The organism is Streptomyces sp. cg36, from assembly GCF_041080675.1.
Lineage (GTDB): Bacteria > Actinomycetota > Actinomycetes > Streptomycetales > Streptomycetaceae > Streptomyces.
On the sequence record NZ_CP163521.1, the window covers coordinates 143545 to 156578 of the forward strand.

The window sequence follows — 13034 nt, forward strand, 5'->3', positions numbered from 1 at the left end:
CGTTTCCGTTGCGGTCTCTGCTTCCTCTGCGCAACCGCGTGACCACACACGGCGGTACCGTTGCCGCAACGTGGGGACTTGAAAGCCTTGAAAGTCCTTGAGAACGCGGGGAGTTGATGGCCATGGCGACGCGCACGCCGAACGCGGCTCTGGCCCGGTTGCTCGCCGAAACCCGCTGGACGCAACGCCAGTTCGCGCGGGCCGTGAACCGTGTCGGCACGGAGGCCGGCACCCCGCTGCGCTACGAGGAATCCGCGGTGAGCCACTGGCTCGACGGCGCCATGCCGCGCCCAGCGGTTCGCGCATGCGTCCTCGAAGCCTTGTCGCGGCGGCTCGGGCGCCCGGTCACCCACGCTGAAGCGGGCCTGCCGCTCCCCTCCGGTCATTCCCCCACCGCCACGGATACCGTGGAAGGGATGATCGACCTGGGGAGGCTCGACATGGACCCGTCACGCAGAAGCGTCCTTGGCGCCGGCCTCTTCTCCGTCGCGCTCACCATCCCCGGCTGGCCCGATGTCATCGGCCGCGCCGAAGCCGTCCAGAGCGGCCGTGCCTCGCGGATCGGTATGAACGAGGTGGACATGGTGGTCGCCATGACCGAACGCGTCTCGGAGCTGGACGACCAGTTCGGCGGCCGCCACGCACGGCCCATGGCGGCCTCGTTCATGGTCAACACTGTGGCTGCGTACCTGCGGGCCGACGCCCCGGAGAACGTCCGGCAAGCCATGCTGTCGGCGGCTTCGGACCTGCTGTACCTCACCGGCTACATGGCCGTGGACGAGGGCCTGCACGGGCCCGCCCAGCGCTACTACGTCAAAGCCCTGGAACTGGCGGGCGCCGCCGAGGACCACCTGACGTACTGCACGACGCTGCGGGGCATGAGCGTGCAGGCCGTGGACCTGGGGCACGGGGCCAAGGCGATGGAACTGGCCGATGCCGCAGCCGCCGCCTCCCCCAAGGCCGGGCCCCGGATGCGGGCCTTCCTCGCCGGACAGCAGGCACACACCTCGGCGCAGACCGGCGACCGCACCAACGCCCTCCGGTACATGTACGAAGCGGAAGCCGCCATGGACCGCGCCGAATCGCGCAGCAAGGCATTCGGCTCCTACGACCCTTCGTCGCTGAACTACCACGTCAGCCAGGTCCGTTACGAACTCGGCGACGTGCACGGCGCCATCGAGGCCATGCAGCACTCCGACCAGCTGCGCTACGGCATCTACCGGCGTGCTCGCGTCCGCCACCGTGCCACCCTCGCCGAACGCCAAATGGAGGTCGGCCACCTGGAAGCGGCCTGCGCGACCTGGCACCAGGCACTCGACGACTACCCCATGGTCCAGTCCGGCCGCGCCGACGAACGCATCAGGACCATGTTCAGCCTGATCCGCCCCCACCTGAAGAACACCGCAGCCCGCGACCTCTACGAACGGGCCCGCACGATCGCCTGGCCCCTACTTGTCGATCGGTCCTGGTGAGACCGGTCCTGGTGAGAGTCGGCGCACGCGATTTCTGGCAATGATTGCTCGGTGTACCGGCGCCTCCGTTCTCAAGCAGCACGGGAAGGAATCAAGGTGGGGCGGCCATCCCCGAGGCCGCCCAACCCGTGTCACCCCCCCCCGGAATCAGGAAACCAGCACCACCGTCTTCCCCGGCAGGCGTCCCGCGCTCGCGTCCGCGTGGACCGTGGGCAGTTCGGACAGGGGGCGGTGGGCCGCGATGTGGAGGTGGAGTTCGTCGGCGTCCACCTTGGTGACCAGCTCGGTCAGTTGGCCGCGGTCGCCGCGCACCCACAGGCCGGCGCTGCGCACCTTGCGTGCGGTGTCCTCGGGGATCGGGCCCGCCGTGCTCGCGGCGACCCCGCCGTCGGTGACGTAGTGCGTCAGCCGCGCGAGGTCCTCGGGGGAGACGCGTACGTGGTTGACCACGGCGTCGAAGGGGCCGCCCAGGGCGGCCGGGCCCTCGGTGAGGGTGAGGGGGGCGACGACGCGATCCACGCCGTAGGTCCGCAGGCGATCGGCGTGCTGCGGTCCGTCCACCGCGGTCACCTGGGCTCCGGCGCCGACGGCGAGCTGCACCACGAGGCTGCCCACCGCGCCGCCCGCCCCGTTGACCAGGACGCGCTGGCCGGGCTTCAGCTCGGCGAGCTCGAACACCGTCTGCCAGGCCGCCAGGCCCGTCAGGGGCAGCGCCGCCGCATCGGTCAGCGCGATCGACCGGGGCGCCGGGGCCAGCGAATCGGCGGGGGCGAGCACGTACTCGGCGGCGGCTCCGGCGGAGTCGAGGGGCAGCATCGCCACCACCTCGTCGCCGACCGCCAAGTCCTTTGTGCCCGGACCGAGTTCGGCCACGGTTCCCGCCAGGTCGATCCCCGGTACGTACGGGAGGGCGACCGGGATCATCTCGGCCAGCACACCCGCGCGGATGTGGTCGTCGACCGGGTTGAACGACGTGGCCGCCACGCGCACCAGCACCTGCCCGGCGCCGGGAACCGGGCGGTCGACCTCCTCGTGGCGCAGGACCTCGCTGGTGCCGAACTCGTGGAAACGTATGGCCTTCATGGCACTTCCTTCGGGGGGTGCGGATGCCGCCGGTGGGTGGGCGGATCTGGTGGGTGGGTGGGTGGGTGGGTGGGTGGGTGCGTGGGTGCGTGGGGTGGCGTGGGTGTGTGGGTGAGGTGCGTCGAGGCCGTCAGGTCAGTCGCACGGAACGGGTGGAATTGCCCATCACCATGCGGTCGATGGCGCTCACCGCGCTCGCGGGGTCGTCGGCGGCGCCCACGGTGAGCAGCAGCGGGACGAAGTGGTCGGCCGTCGGGTGGGCGACCGCGGCGCCGGGCGCCTTGTCGCGGTAGTCGGCCAGGGCGTCCGCGTCACCGCGGCCCAGGGCGTCGACGGCCCACGCGTCGAAGGCAGTGGTGTGGGCGGCGAGTTCCGGCTCGTGGAAGACGTCGAAGCTGTGCGTCATGAAGCCGGAGCCGAGGACGAGTACGCCCTCGTCGCGCAGGGGCCGCAGCCGCGCTCCGAGCCGGAGCAGCGCGGTGGGGTCGAGGCCGGGCATCGACAGCTGTACGACGGGCACGTCGGCCGCCGGGTACATCGCCATGAGCGGGATGAAGGCGCCGTGGTCGAGGCCCCGGTCGGTGAACTCGTGCACCGGCGTGCGCCCCAGCACTCCCGTCAGGCGCCGCGCCAGGCCGGTGGCGTCGGGGGTGGCGTACGGGAGGGTCTTGTAGCGGGGGTGGAAGCCGCTGAAGTCGTAGTGCAGGGGGGTGCCCGCCGCGGCCCCGGACATCGCGGCCGGCGCGTGTTCCCAGTGGGCCGAGACGACGACGATGGCCCGGGGTTTGGGCATCGACCGGGCCCAGTCGTGGAGCTCGGCGAGCCACTGCGGGTCGTCGAGGGTGAACGGGGCCCCGTGGCTGACGAAGAGGCTGGGCATGGGGCCGTCGGAGGGAGTCCACACCCGCTGCTCGCGCGCCTCGGGCAGGACGCGGGCCAGGAGGTCGTCGTACGCGGCGGCCGGTCCGCGTAACGGGTAGGGGGAGGTCAGGCCGTTCGGGGAGGCCGGGCCGTTCGGGGAGGCCGGGCCGTTCGGGGAGGACGGCTCGTTCGGGGCGGCCGGGCTGTGGGCGGTGGGCATGGACATCAGCTCCTTCACTTGCCTGGGCAAGTGAGAAGCTAACCCACAATCACTTGCCCAGGCAAGTGATTCAGGTTGCCTGGGCAAGTATGATGAGGCTCATGAACACCCAGTCACCCTGGCTCGACGACGACCAGCAGGCCCTGTGGCAGGAGCTCCTCACCGTCGTCATCGCCCTCCCGGCGGCCCTCGACCGCCAGTTGCAGCGGGACGCGGGCATCTCCAACTTCGAGTACGGAGTGCTGGCCCGGCTGTCCATGGCGGACGACGCCACGATGCGGCTGAGCGATCTGGCGCGGGTCTGCGACAGCACCCAGCCGCGCCTGTCGAAGCTGATGGACCGCTTCGAGGCCCGCGACTGGGCCACCCGCCGCCCCGACCCCGGCGACGGCCGGTACACCCTCGCGACCCTGACCGACACCGGCCGGCGGAAGCTGGCCGACAGCGCGCCGAAACACGTGGCGCAGGTGAAACGGCTCGTGTTCGACCCCCTCAGCGCCGCCCAGCGCCGCAGCCTGGAGGCCGCGCTCACGCGTATCGCCGCGACGCTGCGCCAGGAGTTGGAGTGACGACACGCTGAGTGCGATCGTCGGCAGTCGTCGGCAGTCGTCGGCAGTCGTCGGCAGCCATCGGCAGCCGTCGGCGGGCACGGCGAAGGCCGTGGCGTACGCGCCGGTGGATGCCGTCGTCGACATCCACCGGCGCGGGCCACGGCCTTCGCCGGCGGCTGGCTACTTGTTGATGCAGGTGTTGCCGACGGCCGGGTTGAGCAGGCCGATGACGTTCACGCTGTTGCCGCAGAGGTTGATCGGCACGTGGATCGGAATCTGCACCACGTTGCCGGAGAGAACGCCGGGCGAGCCCGCCGCGACGCCGTCCGCACCGGCGTCGGCCACGGCGACACCGGCGCCGGAGAGGGCTGCGGCCGAGGCCAGGGCAAGGGCGGCGATGGACGTCCGAATGCGCATGTCTACCCCAGTTCGAGGATGTAAGGAATGTCGTGATCGGGCATCAGCAGACCATGCCCGGCCGGACATTCGGCTCACATGATCGTTCCTTCGGGGCGGGATTCACCCTCACGGATCAACAGATCAACGGATCAATTGACCGGGTGCCGCGCCGTGGGACGGCTCGGGCTCGGTGCGCCGGGACTCCCGCCGGGAGATCTTCGTCCACCGGCTGGCCGTGTCGCCGCCCACCGGTTGGCCGTGTCGCCGCTCGCCGGGCGGTCGTGCCGCCGCTTAGGCATGCCTTAGTTTCTCTCATCAGATCTGATGTTCAAACGTCTGATGTTTGTGTACGGTGGTGCCATGAAGCCCATCAACGCACCGCGACGGACCGCCAGTCTGTCCGCTCAGCTCGTCGACAGCCTCCGCTCGCACATCGAGGCGGGGGGCTGGCCGGTGGGGACGCGGATCCCCTCGGAGCAGGTCCTCATCGAGGAGCTCGGCGTCGGGCGCAGCACCCTGCGGGAAGCCGTCGGCGCGCTCGTCCACCTCGGGCTGCTGGAACCCCGGGCCGGGGACGGCACCTATGTCCGCTCGTCGAGCGAGCTCCAGTCGGTGATGGTCCGCCGGGCGAGTTCCGTCGAGCGCGACAAGGTGCTGGAGCTGCGGACCGTGCTGGAGGAGTACGCCTCGGGAGCCGCGGCACTGCGCCGCGACGAGGCGCAGTTGCGGCAGATGCGGGAGCTGCTGGCCGACGCCGACGCGGCTGCGGCCGGTGAGGACACCGCCGCGGCCACGAACGTGGACGCGCTGTTCCACCGGGCCGTGGTCCGCGCGAGCGGGAACGACCTGCTGGTCGAGGTGTACGACTACCTCGGTACGGCGCTCACCTCGTCCCCGGGCGGCATGACCTGGGACGCCGCCCACGCGGAGGACCACGCCCGGCTGCACCGGCGGCTAGTCGACGCGATCGAGGCCCGCGACGCGGGGGAGGCGCGGGGCGCGGCGGCGGCGATCGTCCGGCTCACCGGCGAGTACGAGAGCGGGGACCACTGACGCGGTCGCCTGCTGACCGGCCGCCCGTGGACCCGGCAGCCCGTCGCCCCGGCCGCCCGTGGACCCGGCAGCCCGTCGCCCCGGCCGCCCGTGGACCCGGCGGCCCACTGACCGGCTCACCCACTGCCCCGCCCGCAAGGCGCCCCCGGCGACCGCACCCCCCGGCCGCCCACGGGCACACCCCCTCCGCCCCGAAGGAGCCCACCCATGTCCCGCTTACCCCTCCCCCTCCCCACCGACGAACTCCCCCTCCCCGCCGACGAACTCGACGCACGTACCGCCGTACGAACCGCCCACCTGTACGCCACCGACGCGCAGTTCCGCGACACCGCGCCCCTGGAGGACGTCTCGGCCGCGATCCGGCGGCCCGGGCTGCCGCTCGCCGCTCTCGTCGCCACGGTGATGGAGGCGTACGCGGACCGCCCCGCTCTGGGCGAGCGGGCGACGGAGGCGGTGACCGATCCGGACACGGGCCGGACCGCGCTGCGGCTCCTGGAGCGGTTCGACACCCTCACCTACGGCGAGCTCTGGGAACGCGTCGGCGCCGTGGCCTCCGAGTGGCTGCACCACCCCGAACACCCGCTCCGGCCGGGTGACTTCGTCGCCGTCCTCGGCCGTCCGGGCGCCGAATACACCATGGTGGACCTGGCCTGCGTCCGCTCCGGCGCGGTGTCCGTGCCCCTGCCGGCCGGTGCCTCCGCCGCACACCTGGCCCCCCTCGTCGAGCAGACCGCGCCGCGGCTGCTCGCGGTCGATCCCGACCACCTGGAAGTCGCGCTCGACCTCGCGGCACGCACCCCCTCCCTGGCCAGGATCATCGTGATCGGCCACCACGCCGAAGCCACCGCCCGCCAGGAGGCCCTGGACTCCGTACGCCGCCAACTCGCCGTACGGGGAAGGGGCGTGACCCTGGAAACCCTGGCGTCGGTCGTCGGGCGCGGGCGGACCCTGCCCCCGGCCCCGCGCGTCCCCGAGGGATCGGCGGCCGACACCCTCAGCACACTCATCTACACCTCCGGCAGCACGGGCAGCCCCAAGGGCGCCATGTACACCGAGCGGGTGGTCCGGCAGTTCTGGGTCGACTTCGTACCCGGTCAGGCCGCGCGGCCCGCCATCGTCCTGAACTATCTGCCGCTCAGTCACATGATGGGCAGGGGCGTGCTGTTCGGGACGCTCGCCAAGGGCGGCCTGGCCTGTTTCGTGGCGTCCGGCGACCTGTCGACGCTCTTCGACGACCTCGCGCTGGTGCGCCCCACCGAGCTCGTCATGGTGCCCCGCATCGCCGACCTGCTCCTGCGCCACTACCGGGACGAGGTGTCACGCGGTGAGGAGACGGGCACGTACGCGACCGGGCCCGCGGCCGACGCAGGCGCCGAGCCCGCGGCCGACCCAAGGCCCGCGCCCGACCCCGGCGCCGCGGCCCACCCCGCCCCCGCACCCACCACCGACCACCACATCCGCCACCACCTGCGCGAAAAGATCATGGGCGGCCGGCTCCTGTGGGCCGTGAACGCCTCCGCCCCGCTGAGCGCGGAGACGACGGCGTTCGTCGAGAGCTGTCTGCACGTCCGGCTGCTCGACGGGTACGGATCGACGGAGGCCGGGATCGTCTTCCTCGACGGCCGCGTCCTGTCCCCGCCGGTGACCGGCCACAAGCTGGCCGACGTGCCCGAGCTGGGCTACTTCGCCACCGACTCCCCGTACCCCAGGGGCGAGCTGCTGGTCCGGTCCGAGCGGCTCGTTCCGGGCTACTTCCGGCGCCCGGACGCCACCGCCGAGGTCTTCGACGAGGACGGCTACTACCGTACGGGCGACATCATGGCCCGCGTCGGCCCCGGCGAGCTTAGGTACGTGGACCGCCGCGCGAACGTACTCAAGCTGTCGCAGGGCGAGTTCGTGACGGTCTCCCGCCTGGAGGCGCTCTTCCACGCCGCTCCGGGCGTCCGGCAGGTCTTCCTGTACGGCAACAGCGCCCGCGCCCATCTGCTCGCCGTCGTCGTCCCCACGCGGGACGTCCTCGACGGCGCCGACGGGGACGTCCGGCGCGTACGGACGCTGCTGCGCGAATCCCTGCGGGGCCTCGCGGCCGAGGCGGGGCTCGACGCGTACGAGGTGCCCCGGGACGTCCTGGTGGAGACCGAGCCGTTCAGCCAGGAGAACGGCCTGCTCTCCGCCGTGCGCAAGCCGCTGCGACCGGCCCTGACCAAGCGGTACGGCGAGCGACTCGAAGCGCTGTACGCCGAGCTGGCCGACCGCGAGGCCACCGAACTGCGGGCCCTGCGCCGCACCGGCGGCGACCCCGGCCGGCCGGTCCTGGACACCGTGCTGCGCACGGTCCGGGCGCTCCTCGGGCAGGAGGACGCGGCCGTGGAGCCCGGCACGCGCTTCCTGGAACACGGCGGTGACAGCCTCACCGCGCTGACGTTCTCACAGACGCTGAAGGAGGTCTTCCACGTCGACGTGCCCGTGGACGTCGTCATCAGTCCGGTCAACACGCTGCGGGAAGTGGCCGCGCACATCGAGCGGGCGCTCGCCCAGGAGCACCGCCGCCCCACCGCCGACAGCGTGCACGGCCCCGGCTCGACCCGGCTCGACGCGGGCGATCTGCGGCTGGACGCGTTCCTCGGCGCGGAGGCCCTCGCGCGGGCCGCCGAGCGGCCGGCCGGTCCGCTGCCCGGGGCCAGGACCGTCCTGCTGACCGGCGCCAACGGCTACCTCGGCCGCTTCCTGTGCCTGGAGTGGCTGGAGCGGCTGGCCGAGCGCGACGGCACGCTGGTGTGCGTCGTGCGCGGCGCGTCGGCCGAGGCGGCCCGGGCCCGGCTCGACGCGGCCTTCGACAGCGGCGACCCGGAACTCGTCGAGCGCTACCGCAGGGCCGCCGCCGGACGCCTCCAGGTGGTCCCCGGCGACATCGGGGAACCGGACCTCGGGCTCGACGCGGCGACCTGGCGGCGGCTGGCCGACACCGTGGACCTGATCGTCCACCCGGCGGCCCAGGTCAACCACGTCCTGCCGTACGGCCAGTTGTTCGGCCCCAACGTACGGGGAACGGCCGAGCTGATCCGGCTCGCGGTCACCTCCCGGATCAAGCAGTTCACCTACCTGTCGACGGTCGCCGTCGTCTTCGGCAACGCGGCGGCGGCCGACGAGTCCGCCGACATCCGCACCGCCTGCGCGACGCGCGACCTCCGGGGCGAGTACGCCGACGGTTACGCGGCGGCCAAATGGGCCGGCGAGGTGCTGCTGCGCGAGGCGCACGACACGTTCGGCCTGCCGGTCACCGTCCTGCGCTCGAACCTGATCCTCGCGCACCCGCGCCACACCGGTCAGCTCAACGTCTCCGACGTCTTCACCCGCCTCGTGCTGAGCCTCCTGGCCACCGGGATCGCCCCCGGCAGCTTCTACGCCCAAGACACCGCAGAGGCCGCCGCACACAGCGCCGCCGCACACTACGACGCGCTCCCCGTGGACTTCACCGCCTGGGCCGTCACCGCGCTGGGCGACGCCGTGCGGGAGGGCTTCCGGACGTACAACGTGGTCAACCCGCACGAGGACGGCATCTCGCTGGACACGGTCGTCGACTGGCTGGCGGCGACGGGCCACCCCCTGACGAGGGTGGAGGACCACACCGAGTGGCTCACCCGCTTCGAAACAGCCCTGAAGAGCCTGCCCGACCGCCAGAAGCAGCACTCACTGCTCCCGTTGCTGCACGCCTTCACCACCCCGGAACAGCCCCACAACGGCTCCGCCCTCCCGTCGCCCCGCTTCCGCGCGGCGGTGCGGGCGGCGTCCCCGGACGGCGAACACACCATCCCCCACCTGTCACAGGCCCTGATCGGCAGGTACGTGACGGAACTGCGGGGGCGGGGCCTGGTGTGAGCCCGTGACCCACACGGACCCGCAGGAATGCCCGAGCCAGGGGGAGGACGTCTCGTCGGGCTACCGGCTACCCGGCCGTGGACCGCAGGTCGACGTCGTGGCGGTCGGAGGCGACGACGGACGGCAGGGGCAGGCCGCCGCGGCCGTCCAGCTGGACGAGGGTGGCGTCGACCTCGGCCGGGCCGGGCGTCACGCGGCCCCCGAAGCCCGGCCTGTCGTGGTTGGTCCAGGTGTGCTCGGCGCCGTCGCAGTTGGCCGCCGTCCCGCCGATGCCGTACCGGACGTTGCCGACCCGGACGCTGCTGGAGATGAAGACCGGGCCGGGGGCCGTGAGGGTGCAGCGGTAGGTGCCGGAGAGGGTGACGGTCCCGTCCGGGGCCACGGTCCCGACGGTGTCGGCGGTCACGGCCCCGGATCCGGCGGCGACGGCCGGACCGGTCAGCGCCAGCAGGACTCCGGCAACCACAGCGGCCCCACCGGCGACAAGGCTTCCTCGCACCAGCAATCCCCTTCCACCACACGCCCGAAAGGTGCGGGCGGCCCCCGCACACACGTATCAGCGTGACCTCTAACGCCACTTCCCTCGGGTGGTTACGGGGGTAATGAGAGGCAATCGGGTGATTTGCCCGCAGGGGGTGCTCGACCGGACCCCCGCCGGGTGGGTGTGCCACGGCCACCCGCCCCGGGCCGTCCGCGCCTACGTTGATACGCATGCACACGAACCGGCTGAGTGAGTTCCTGCGGGCCCGGCGCGCGTTGGTGCGGCCCGAGGACCACGCGATGCCCGCGGGGGCGCGCCGTACCCCCGGGCTGCGGCGCGAGGAGATCGCGGTGCTCGCGGGGGTGAGCACCGACTACTACGTACGGCTGGAGCAGGGGCGCGAGCGCAATCCCTCGCCGCAGGTCCTGCGGGCCCTCGCGGGCGCCCTGCTGCTGGGCGACGAGGAGGCCGCCTATCTGCGCGGACTGGTCGATCCGCCGCACCCCGGGCGTTCCGGGCCCGCCAGGGAGTACGCGGGTCCGCAGCTGGTGGCCCTGCTGGACGCGTGGGCGGACACCCCGGCCCTGCTCTACGGCCGCCACCTCGACCTGCTCGCCGTGAACTCCCTCGGCGAGGCCCTCTTCTCGTGGCTCGGCAGCGACACCAGCCTGATCACGGCGATGTTCCTCAACCCGGCCGCCCGCGACTTCTACCGGGACTGGCCCGTCGTCGCCCAGGGGTGCGTGGCCGCGCTCCGGGCCGCCAACCCCGCTCCGGACGACCAGCGGCTGCGGGAGCTGGTGGGTGAACTGGCCGTGCGCAGCCCCGACTTCGCCCGTATGTGGGCGCGCCACGAGGTCCGGGCCAAGACGGCCTCGGCCAAGCGCTTCCACCACCGGCTGGCCGGCGACCTCACCCTCGGCTTCGAGACCTTCTCCGTCAACAGTGCGCCCGGCCAGCACCTCGTCGTCTACCGCGCCGAGCCCGGCACCGCCGCCGAGCGGTCGCTGAACCTGCTCGCCGACGCGCCCTACGCCGATTTCCCGTTCACGGACGACCCTTCCAGCTGAGGCCCCCACTGAGCCCCCTCCGCTGAGGCCCCTTCTGGTGGGCCCCTCTCCGCTGATTCGCCGTTCGCCGGTTCGCCCGGCATCCCGACCGAAGGACACACCTCGTATGAGCACCCCTGCCCCTGACACCGGCACGCCTGTCGACCAGTCCGCCGACCAGTTCGCCGACCGGTCGGCCGACCCCGCCGCCGAACGGTCCGCCGACGGATCCGCCGATCTGCCCGTCTGGTTCATCACCGGCTGCTCCTCCGGCCTGGGCCGGGCGCTGGCCGGTGCCGTGCTGGAGCGCGGCTGGCGGGCGGTGGTCACCGCCCGGGACCCGCGCGCCGTCGCCGACCTGGTCCGCGGCCACGGCGAACGCGCCCTCGCCCTGCCCCTCGACGTCACCGACCCCCGGCAGATCGCCGCCGCGGTCACCCGGGCACAGACCGTCCTCGGGCGGATCGACGTCCTGGTCAACAACGCCGGTCACGGGTATCTGGCCGCCGTCGAGGAGGGCGAGGACGACGAGGTGCGCGCGCTGTTCGACGCCAACGTCTTCGGCCTGGCCGACACCACCAAGGCCGTCCTGCCGGGCATGCGGGACCGCCGCGCCGGCCACATCGTGAACGTCTCCTCGCTCGGCGGGCTGCTCGGCTTCGGCGCCACCGGCTACTACCACGCGACCAAGTTCGCGGTGGAAGGGCTCTCGGAGGCGCTCGCCGCCGAGGTCGCCCCGCTGGGCATCAAGGTGACGATCGTCGAGCCCGCGGCCTTCCGCACGAACTGGTCCGGGCCCTCCATGCGCCAGTCCGCCACCACCATCGGCGACTACGCGTCCACCGCGGGCGCCCGCCGTACCGGCACCCTGGCCACCTACGGCCACCAGCCCGGGGACCCGGAGCGGGCCGCGCGGGCCGTCATCGGCGCGGTCACCCACGAACGCCCGCCGCTGCGCCTGCTGCTGGGCCGGGCCGCGTACGACCTCGCCACCGCCAAGCTCGACACCCTCAAGTCGGGCTTCGAGGAGTGGCGGGAGGTCACTCTCGGCGCCGACTTCCCCGCGGAGCGGGCCGCGGGCTGACGGAGGTTGGCCGGGGGCGGTCGGCGGTCGGCCGCGCACACGGTGGGTCCCGTGCCCGCGGGCACCGCTACTCCGCGGTGTGGGTGGGGTAGACCTGCACGTCGGTGTAGGCGCCCTTGATCGCGCCCGCGCCCGAGGGCCACTTCAGGTTCGCGGTGTGGGTCTCGTTCGGGGGCGTGACCAGGATGTTGGTCGGGGACGCGAGGCTCTTGCCGCTCGGGTCGATCGTGTAGGCGAGGTCGAAGACGGCGGCCTCGCCGGGCTTCAGGGTGGTGATGCGCGGCTGGGCGCTGCCGCGCTCGACGGGGTTCGAGGTGTGGTCGGCGTCCTTGATGTCGACGCCCGCGAAACCGGTGGCCGAGCAGGTGGCCGCACCCCGGTTGACCATGGTGACGTTGATCCTGCCCTCGGTCTTGCCGGCCGCGGCGTACCGGGCGGAGATGGCCAGGTTCGCCGTCTTGCAGAAGGTGACCTTGCCGCCGGACTGGCCCTTGCCCGTGGTCTTCGCCGAACCGTTGGAGGCGGCCTGGGCCCCGCCGTTCCCGCCGGATCCTGTCGTACCGTCGCCCGCCTGCGCGCCCCCGGAGCCCGCGCCGCCCTGCGACTGCGCGCCGCCGTCGGCCGCCGGGGCGGCGGGGGTGCCGTTGGCGGACGTGTCCTTCGCGGAGCCGGACCCGGAGCCGGAGTCGTCGCCGCCGCAGGCGGTGAGCGAGAGGGCGGCGGCGAGGCCGATGGCGGCGAGTGCGGCGGTGCGGGTGTACGTCACGGTGTTCCCCCAGAAGTGGCTCTGTGCGTGCGGTCTGAAGTATTTGTATCTCGCACCGAGTCACAGGGGGTCGTCCGCCACGTCTTCGTTCTGTCACAGGCGGGTTGCCCGTTCGGACCGCGTGTGGTTGCCCGAA

11 protein-coding genes are annotated in these 13034 nt (G+C 72.8%); 6 read left to right on the forward strand and 5 right to left on the reverse strand.

The features are described 5' to 3' along the window. The first annotated feature begins 122 nt into the window (after window positions 1-122). Window positions 123-1472 carry a tetratricopeptide repeat protein gene (locus AB5J87_RS38660; protein WP_369384004.1) on the forward strand — a complete coding sequence of 450 codons (1350 nt, stop codon included), beginning with the start codon at window positions 123-125 and terminating at the stop codon, window positions 1470-1472. A gap of 147 nt (window positions 1473-1619) precedes the next feature. Here the strand turns inward: AB5J87_RS38660 and AB5J87_RS38665 are convergent, their stop codons facing one another. Both AB5J87_RS38665 and AB5J87_RS38670 read right to left on the reverse strand, forming a co-directional pair. Beyond that, window positions 1620-2555, reverse strand: a complete 936-nt coding sequence (locus AB5J87_RS38665; RefSeq protein WP_369384005.1) for an NADP-dependent oxidoreductase — start codon at window positions 2553-2555, stop codon at window positions 1620-1622. Between the two features lie 130 nt (window positions 2556-2685). After that, a complete protein-coding gene (locus tag AB5J87_RS38670; protein WP_369384006.1) occupies window positions 2686-3636 on the reverse strand; it encodes a dioxygenase in 951 nt (316 codons plus the stop codon). 101 nt (window positions 3637-3737) lie between these two features. Between AB5J87_RS38670 and AB5J87_RS38675 the strand changes: the two genes are divergently transcribed. Continuing rightward, entirely contained in the window at window positions 3738-4205 is a 468-nt protein-coding gene (locus AB5J87_RS38675; protein ID WP_369384007.1) for a MarR family winged helix-turn-helix transcriptional regulator, read from the forward strand. Window positions 4206-4367: 162 nt separating this feature from the next. On the opposite strand, the gene AB5J87_RS38680 is transcribed toward AB5J87_RS38675, so the two are convergent. Then, window positions 4368-4604 carry a chaplin gene (locus AB5J87_RS38680; RefSeq protein ID WP_369384008.1) on the reverse strand — a complete coding sequence of 79 codons (237 nt, stop codon included), beginning with the start codon at window positions 4602-4604 and terminating at the stop codon, window positions 4368-4370. 342 nt (window positions 4605-4946) lie between these two features. On the opposite strand from AB5J87_RS38680, the gene AB5J87_RS38685 reads away from it, so the two are divergent. Together AB5J87_RS38685 and AB5J87_RS38690 are read left to right on the forward strand one after the other, a co-directional pair. Then, the gene (locus AB5J87_RS38685; RefSeq protein WP_369384009.1) at window positions 4947-5639 is read left to right on the forward strand and encodes a FadR/GntR family transcriptional regulator; all 693 of its coding nucleotides are present in this window, start codon (window positions 4947-4949) and stop codon (window positions 5637-5639) included. A gap of 207 nt (window positions 5640-5846) precedes the next feature. After that, window positions 5847-9518 carry a thioester reductase domain-containing protein gene (locus tag AB5J87_RS38690; protein ID WP_369384010.1) on the forward strand — a complete coding sequence of 1224 codons (3672 nt, stop codon included), beginning with the start codon at window positions 5847-5849 and terminating at the stop codon, window positions 9516-9518. A gap of 67 nt (window positions 9519-9585) precedes the next feature. On the opposite strand, the gene AB5J87_RS38695 is transcribed toward AB5J87_RS38690, so the two are convergent. Continuing rightward, a complete protein-coding gene (locus AB5J87_RS38695) occupies window positions 9586-9984 on the reverse strand; it encodes a DUF6299 family protein (RefSeq protein ID WP_369384011.1) in 399 nt (132 codons plus the stop codon). A gap of 245 nt (window positions 9985-10229) precedes the next feature. Between AB5J87_RS38695 and AB5J87_RS38700 the strand changes: the two genes are divergently transcribed. Both AB5J87_RS38700 and AB5J87_RS38705 read left to right on the forward strand, forming a co-directional pair. Continuing rightward, a complete protein-coding gene (locus AB5J87_RS38700; RefSeq protein ID WP_369384012.1) occupies window positions 10230-11069 on the forward strand; it encodes a helix-turn-helix domain-containing protein in 840 nt (279 codons plus the stop codon). A gap of 106 nt (window positions 11070-11175) precedes the next feature. After that, window positions 11176-12132, forward strand: coding sequence for an oxidoreductase (locus AB5J87_RS38705; protein ID WP_369384013.1), 957 nt, complete (start codon window positions 11176-11178; stop codon window positions 12130-12132). A 67-nt stretch (window positions 12133-12199) separates the two neighbouring features. On the opposite strand, the gene AB5J87_RS38710 is transcribed toward AB5J87_RS38705, so the two are convergent. Further along, window positions 12200-12898 carry a DUF4232 domain-containing protein gene (locus AB5J87_RS38710; protein WP_369384014.1) on the reverse strand — a complete coding sequence of 233 codons (699 nt, stop codon included), beginning with the start codon at window positions 12896-12898 and terminating at the stop codon, window positions 12200-12202. Between the last annotated feature and the right edge of the window lie 136 nt (window positions 12899-13034).

Bases quoted from the DNA above. Each gene is read 5' to 3' on its own strand.
- AB5J87_RS38660 (WP_369384004.1), top strand. From the start codon at position 123: ATGGCGACGCGCACGCCGAACGCGGCTCTGGCCCGGTTGCTCGCCGAA.
- AB5J87_RS38700 (WP_369384012.1), top strand. From the start codon at position 10,230: ATGCACACGAACCGGCTGAGTGAGTTCCTGCGGGCCCGGCGCGCGTTG.
- AB5J87_RS38680 (WP_369384008.1), bottom strand. From the start codon at position 4,604: ATGCGCATTCGGACGTCCATCGCCGCCCTTGCCCTGGCCTCGGCCGCA.
- AB5J87_RS38670 (WP_369384006.1), bottom strand. From the start codon at position 3,636: ATGCCCACCGCCCACAGCCCGGCCGCCCCGAACGAGCCGTCCTCCCCG.
- AB5J87_RS38705 (WP_369384013.1), top strand. From the start codon at position 11,176: ATGAGCACCCCTGCCCCTGACACCGGCACGCCTGTCGACCAGTCCGCC.
- AB5J87_RS38690 (WP_369384010.1), top strand. From the start codon at position 5,847: ATGTCCCGCTTACCCCTCCCCCTCCCCACCGACGAACTCCCCCTCCCC.
- AB5J87_RS38685 (WP_369384009.1), top strand. From the start codon at position 4,947: ATGAAGCCCATCAACGCACCGCGACGGACCGCCAGTCTGTCCGCTCAG.
- AB5J87_RS38665 (WP_369384005.1), bottom strand. From the start codon at position 2,555: ATGAAGGCCATACGTTTCCACGAGTTCGGCACCAGCGAGGTCCTGCGC.
- AB5J87_RS38675 (WP_369384007.1), top strand. From the start codon at position 3,738: ATGAACACCCAGTCACCCTGGCTCGACGACGACCAGCAGGCCCTGTGG.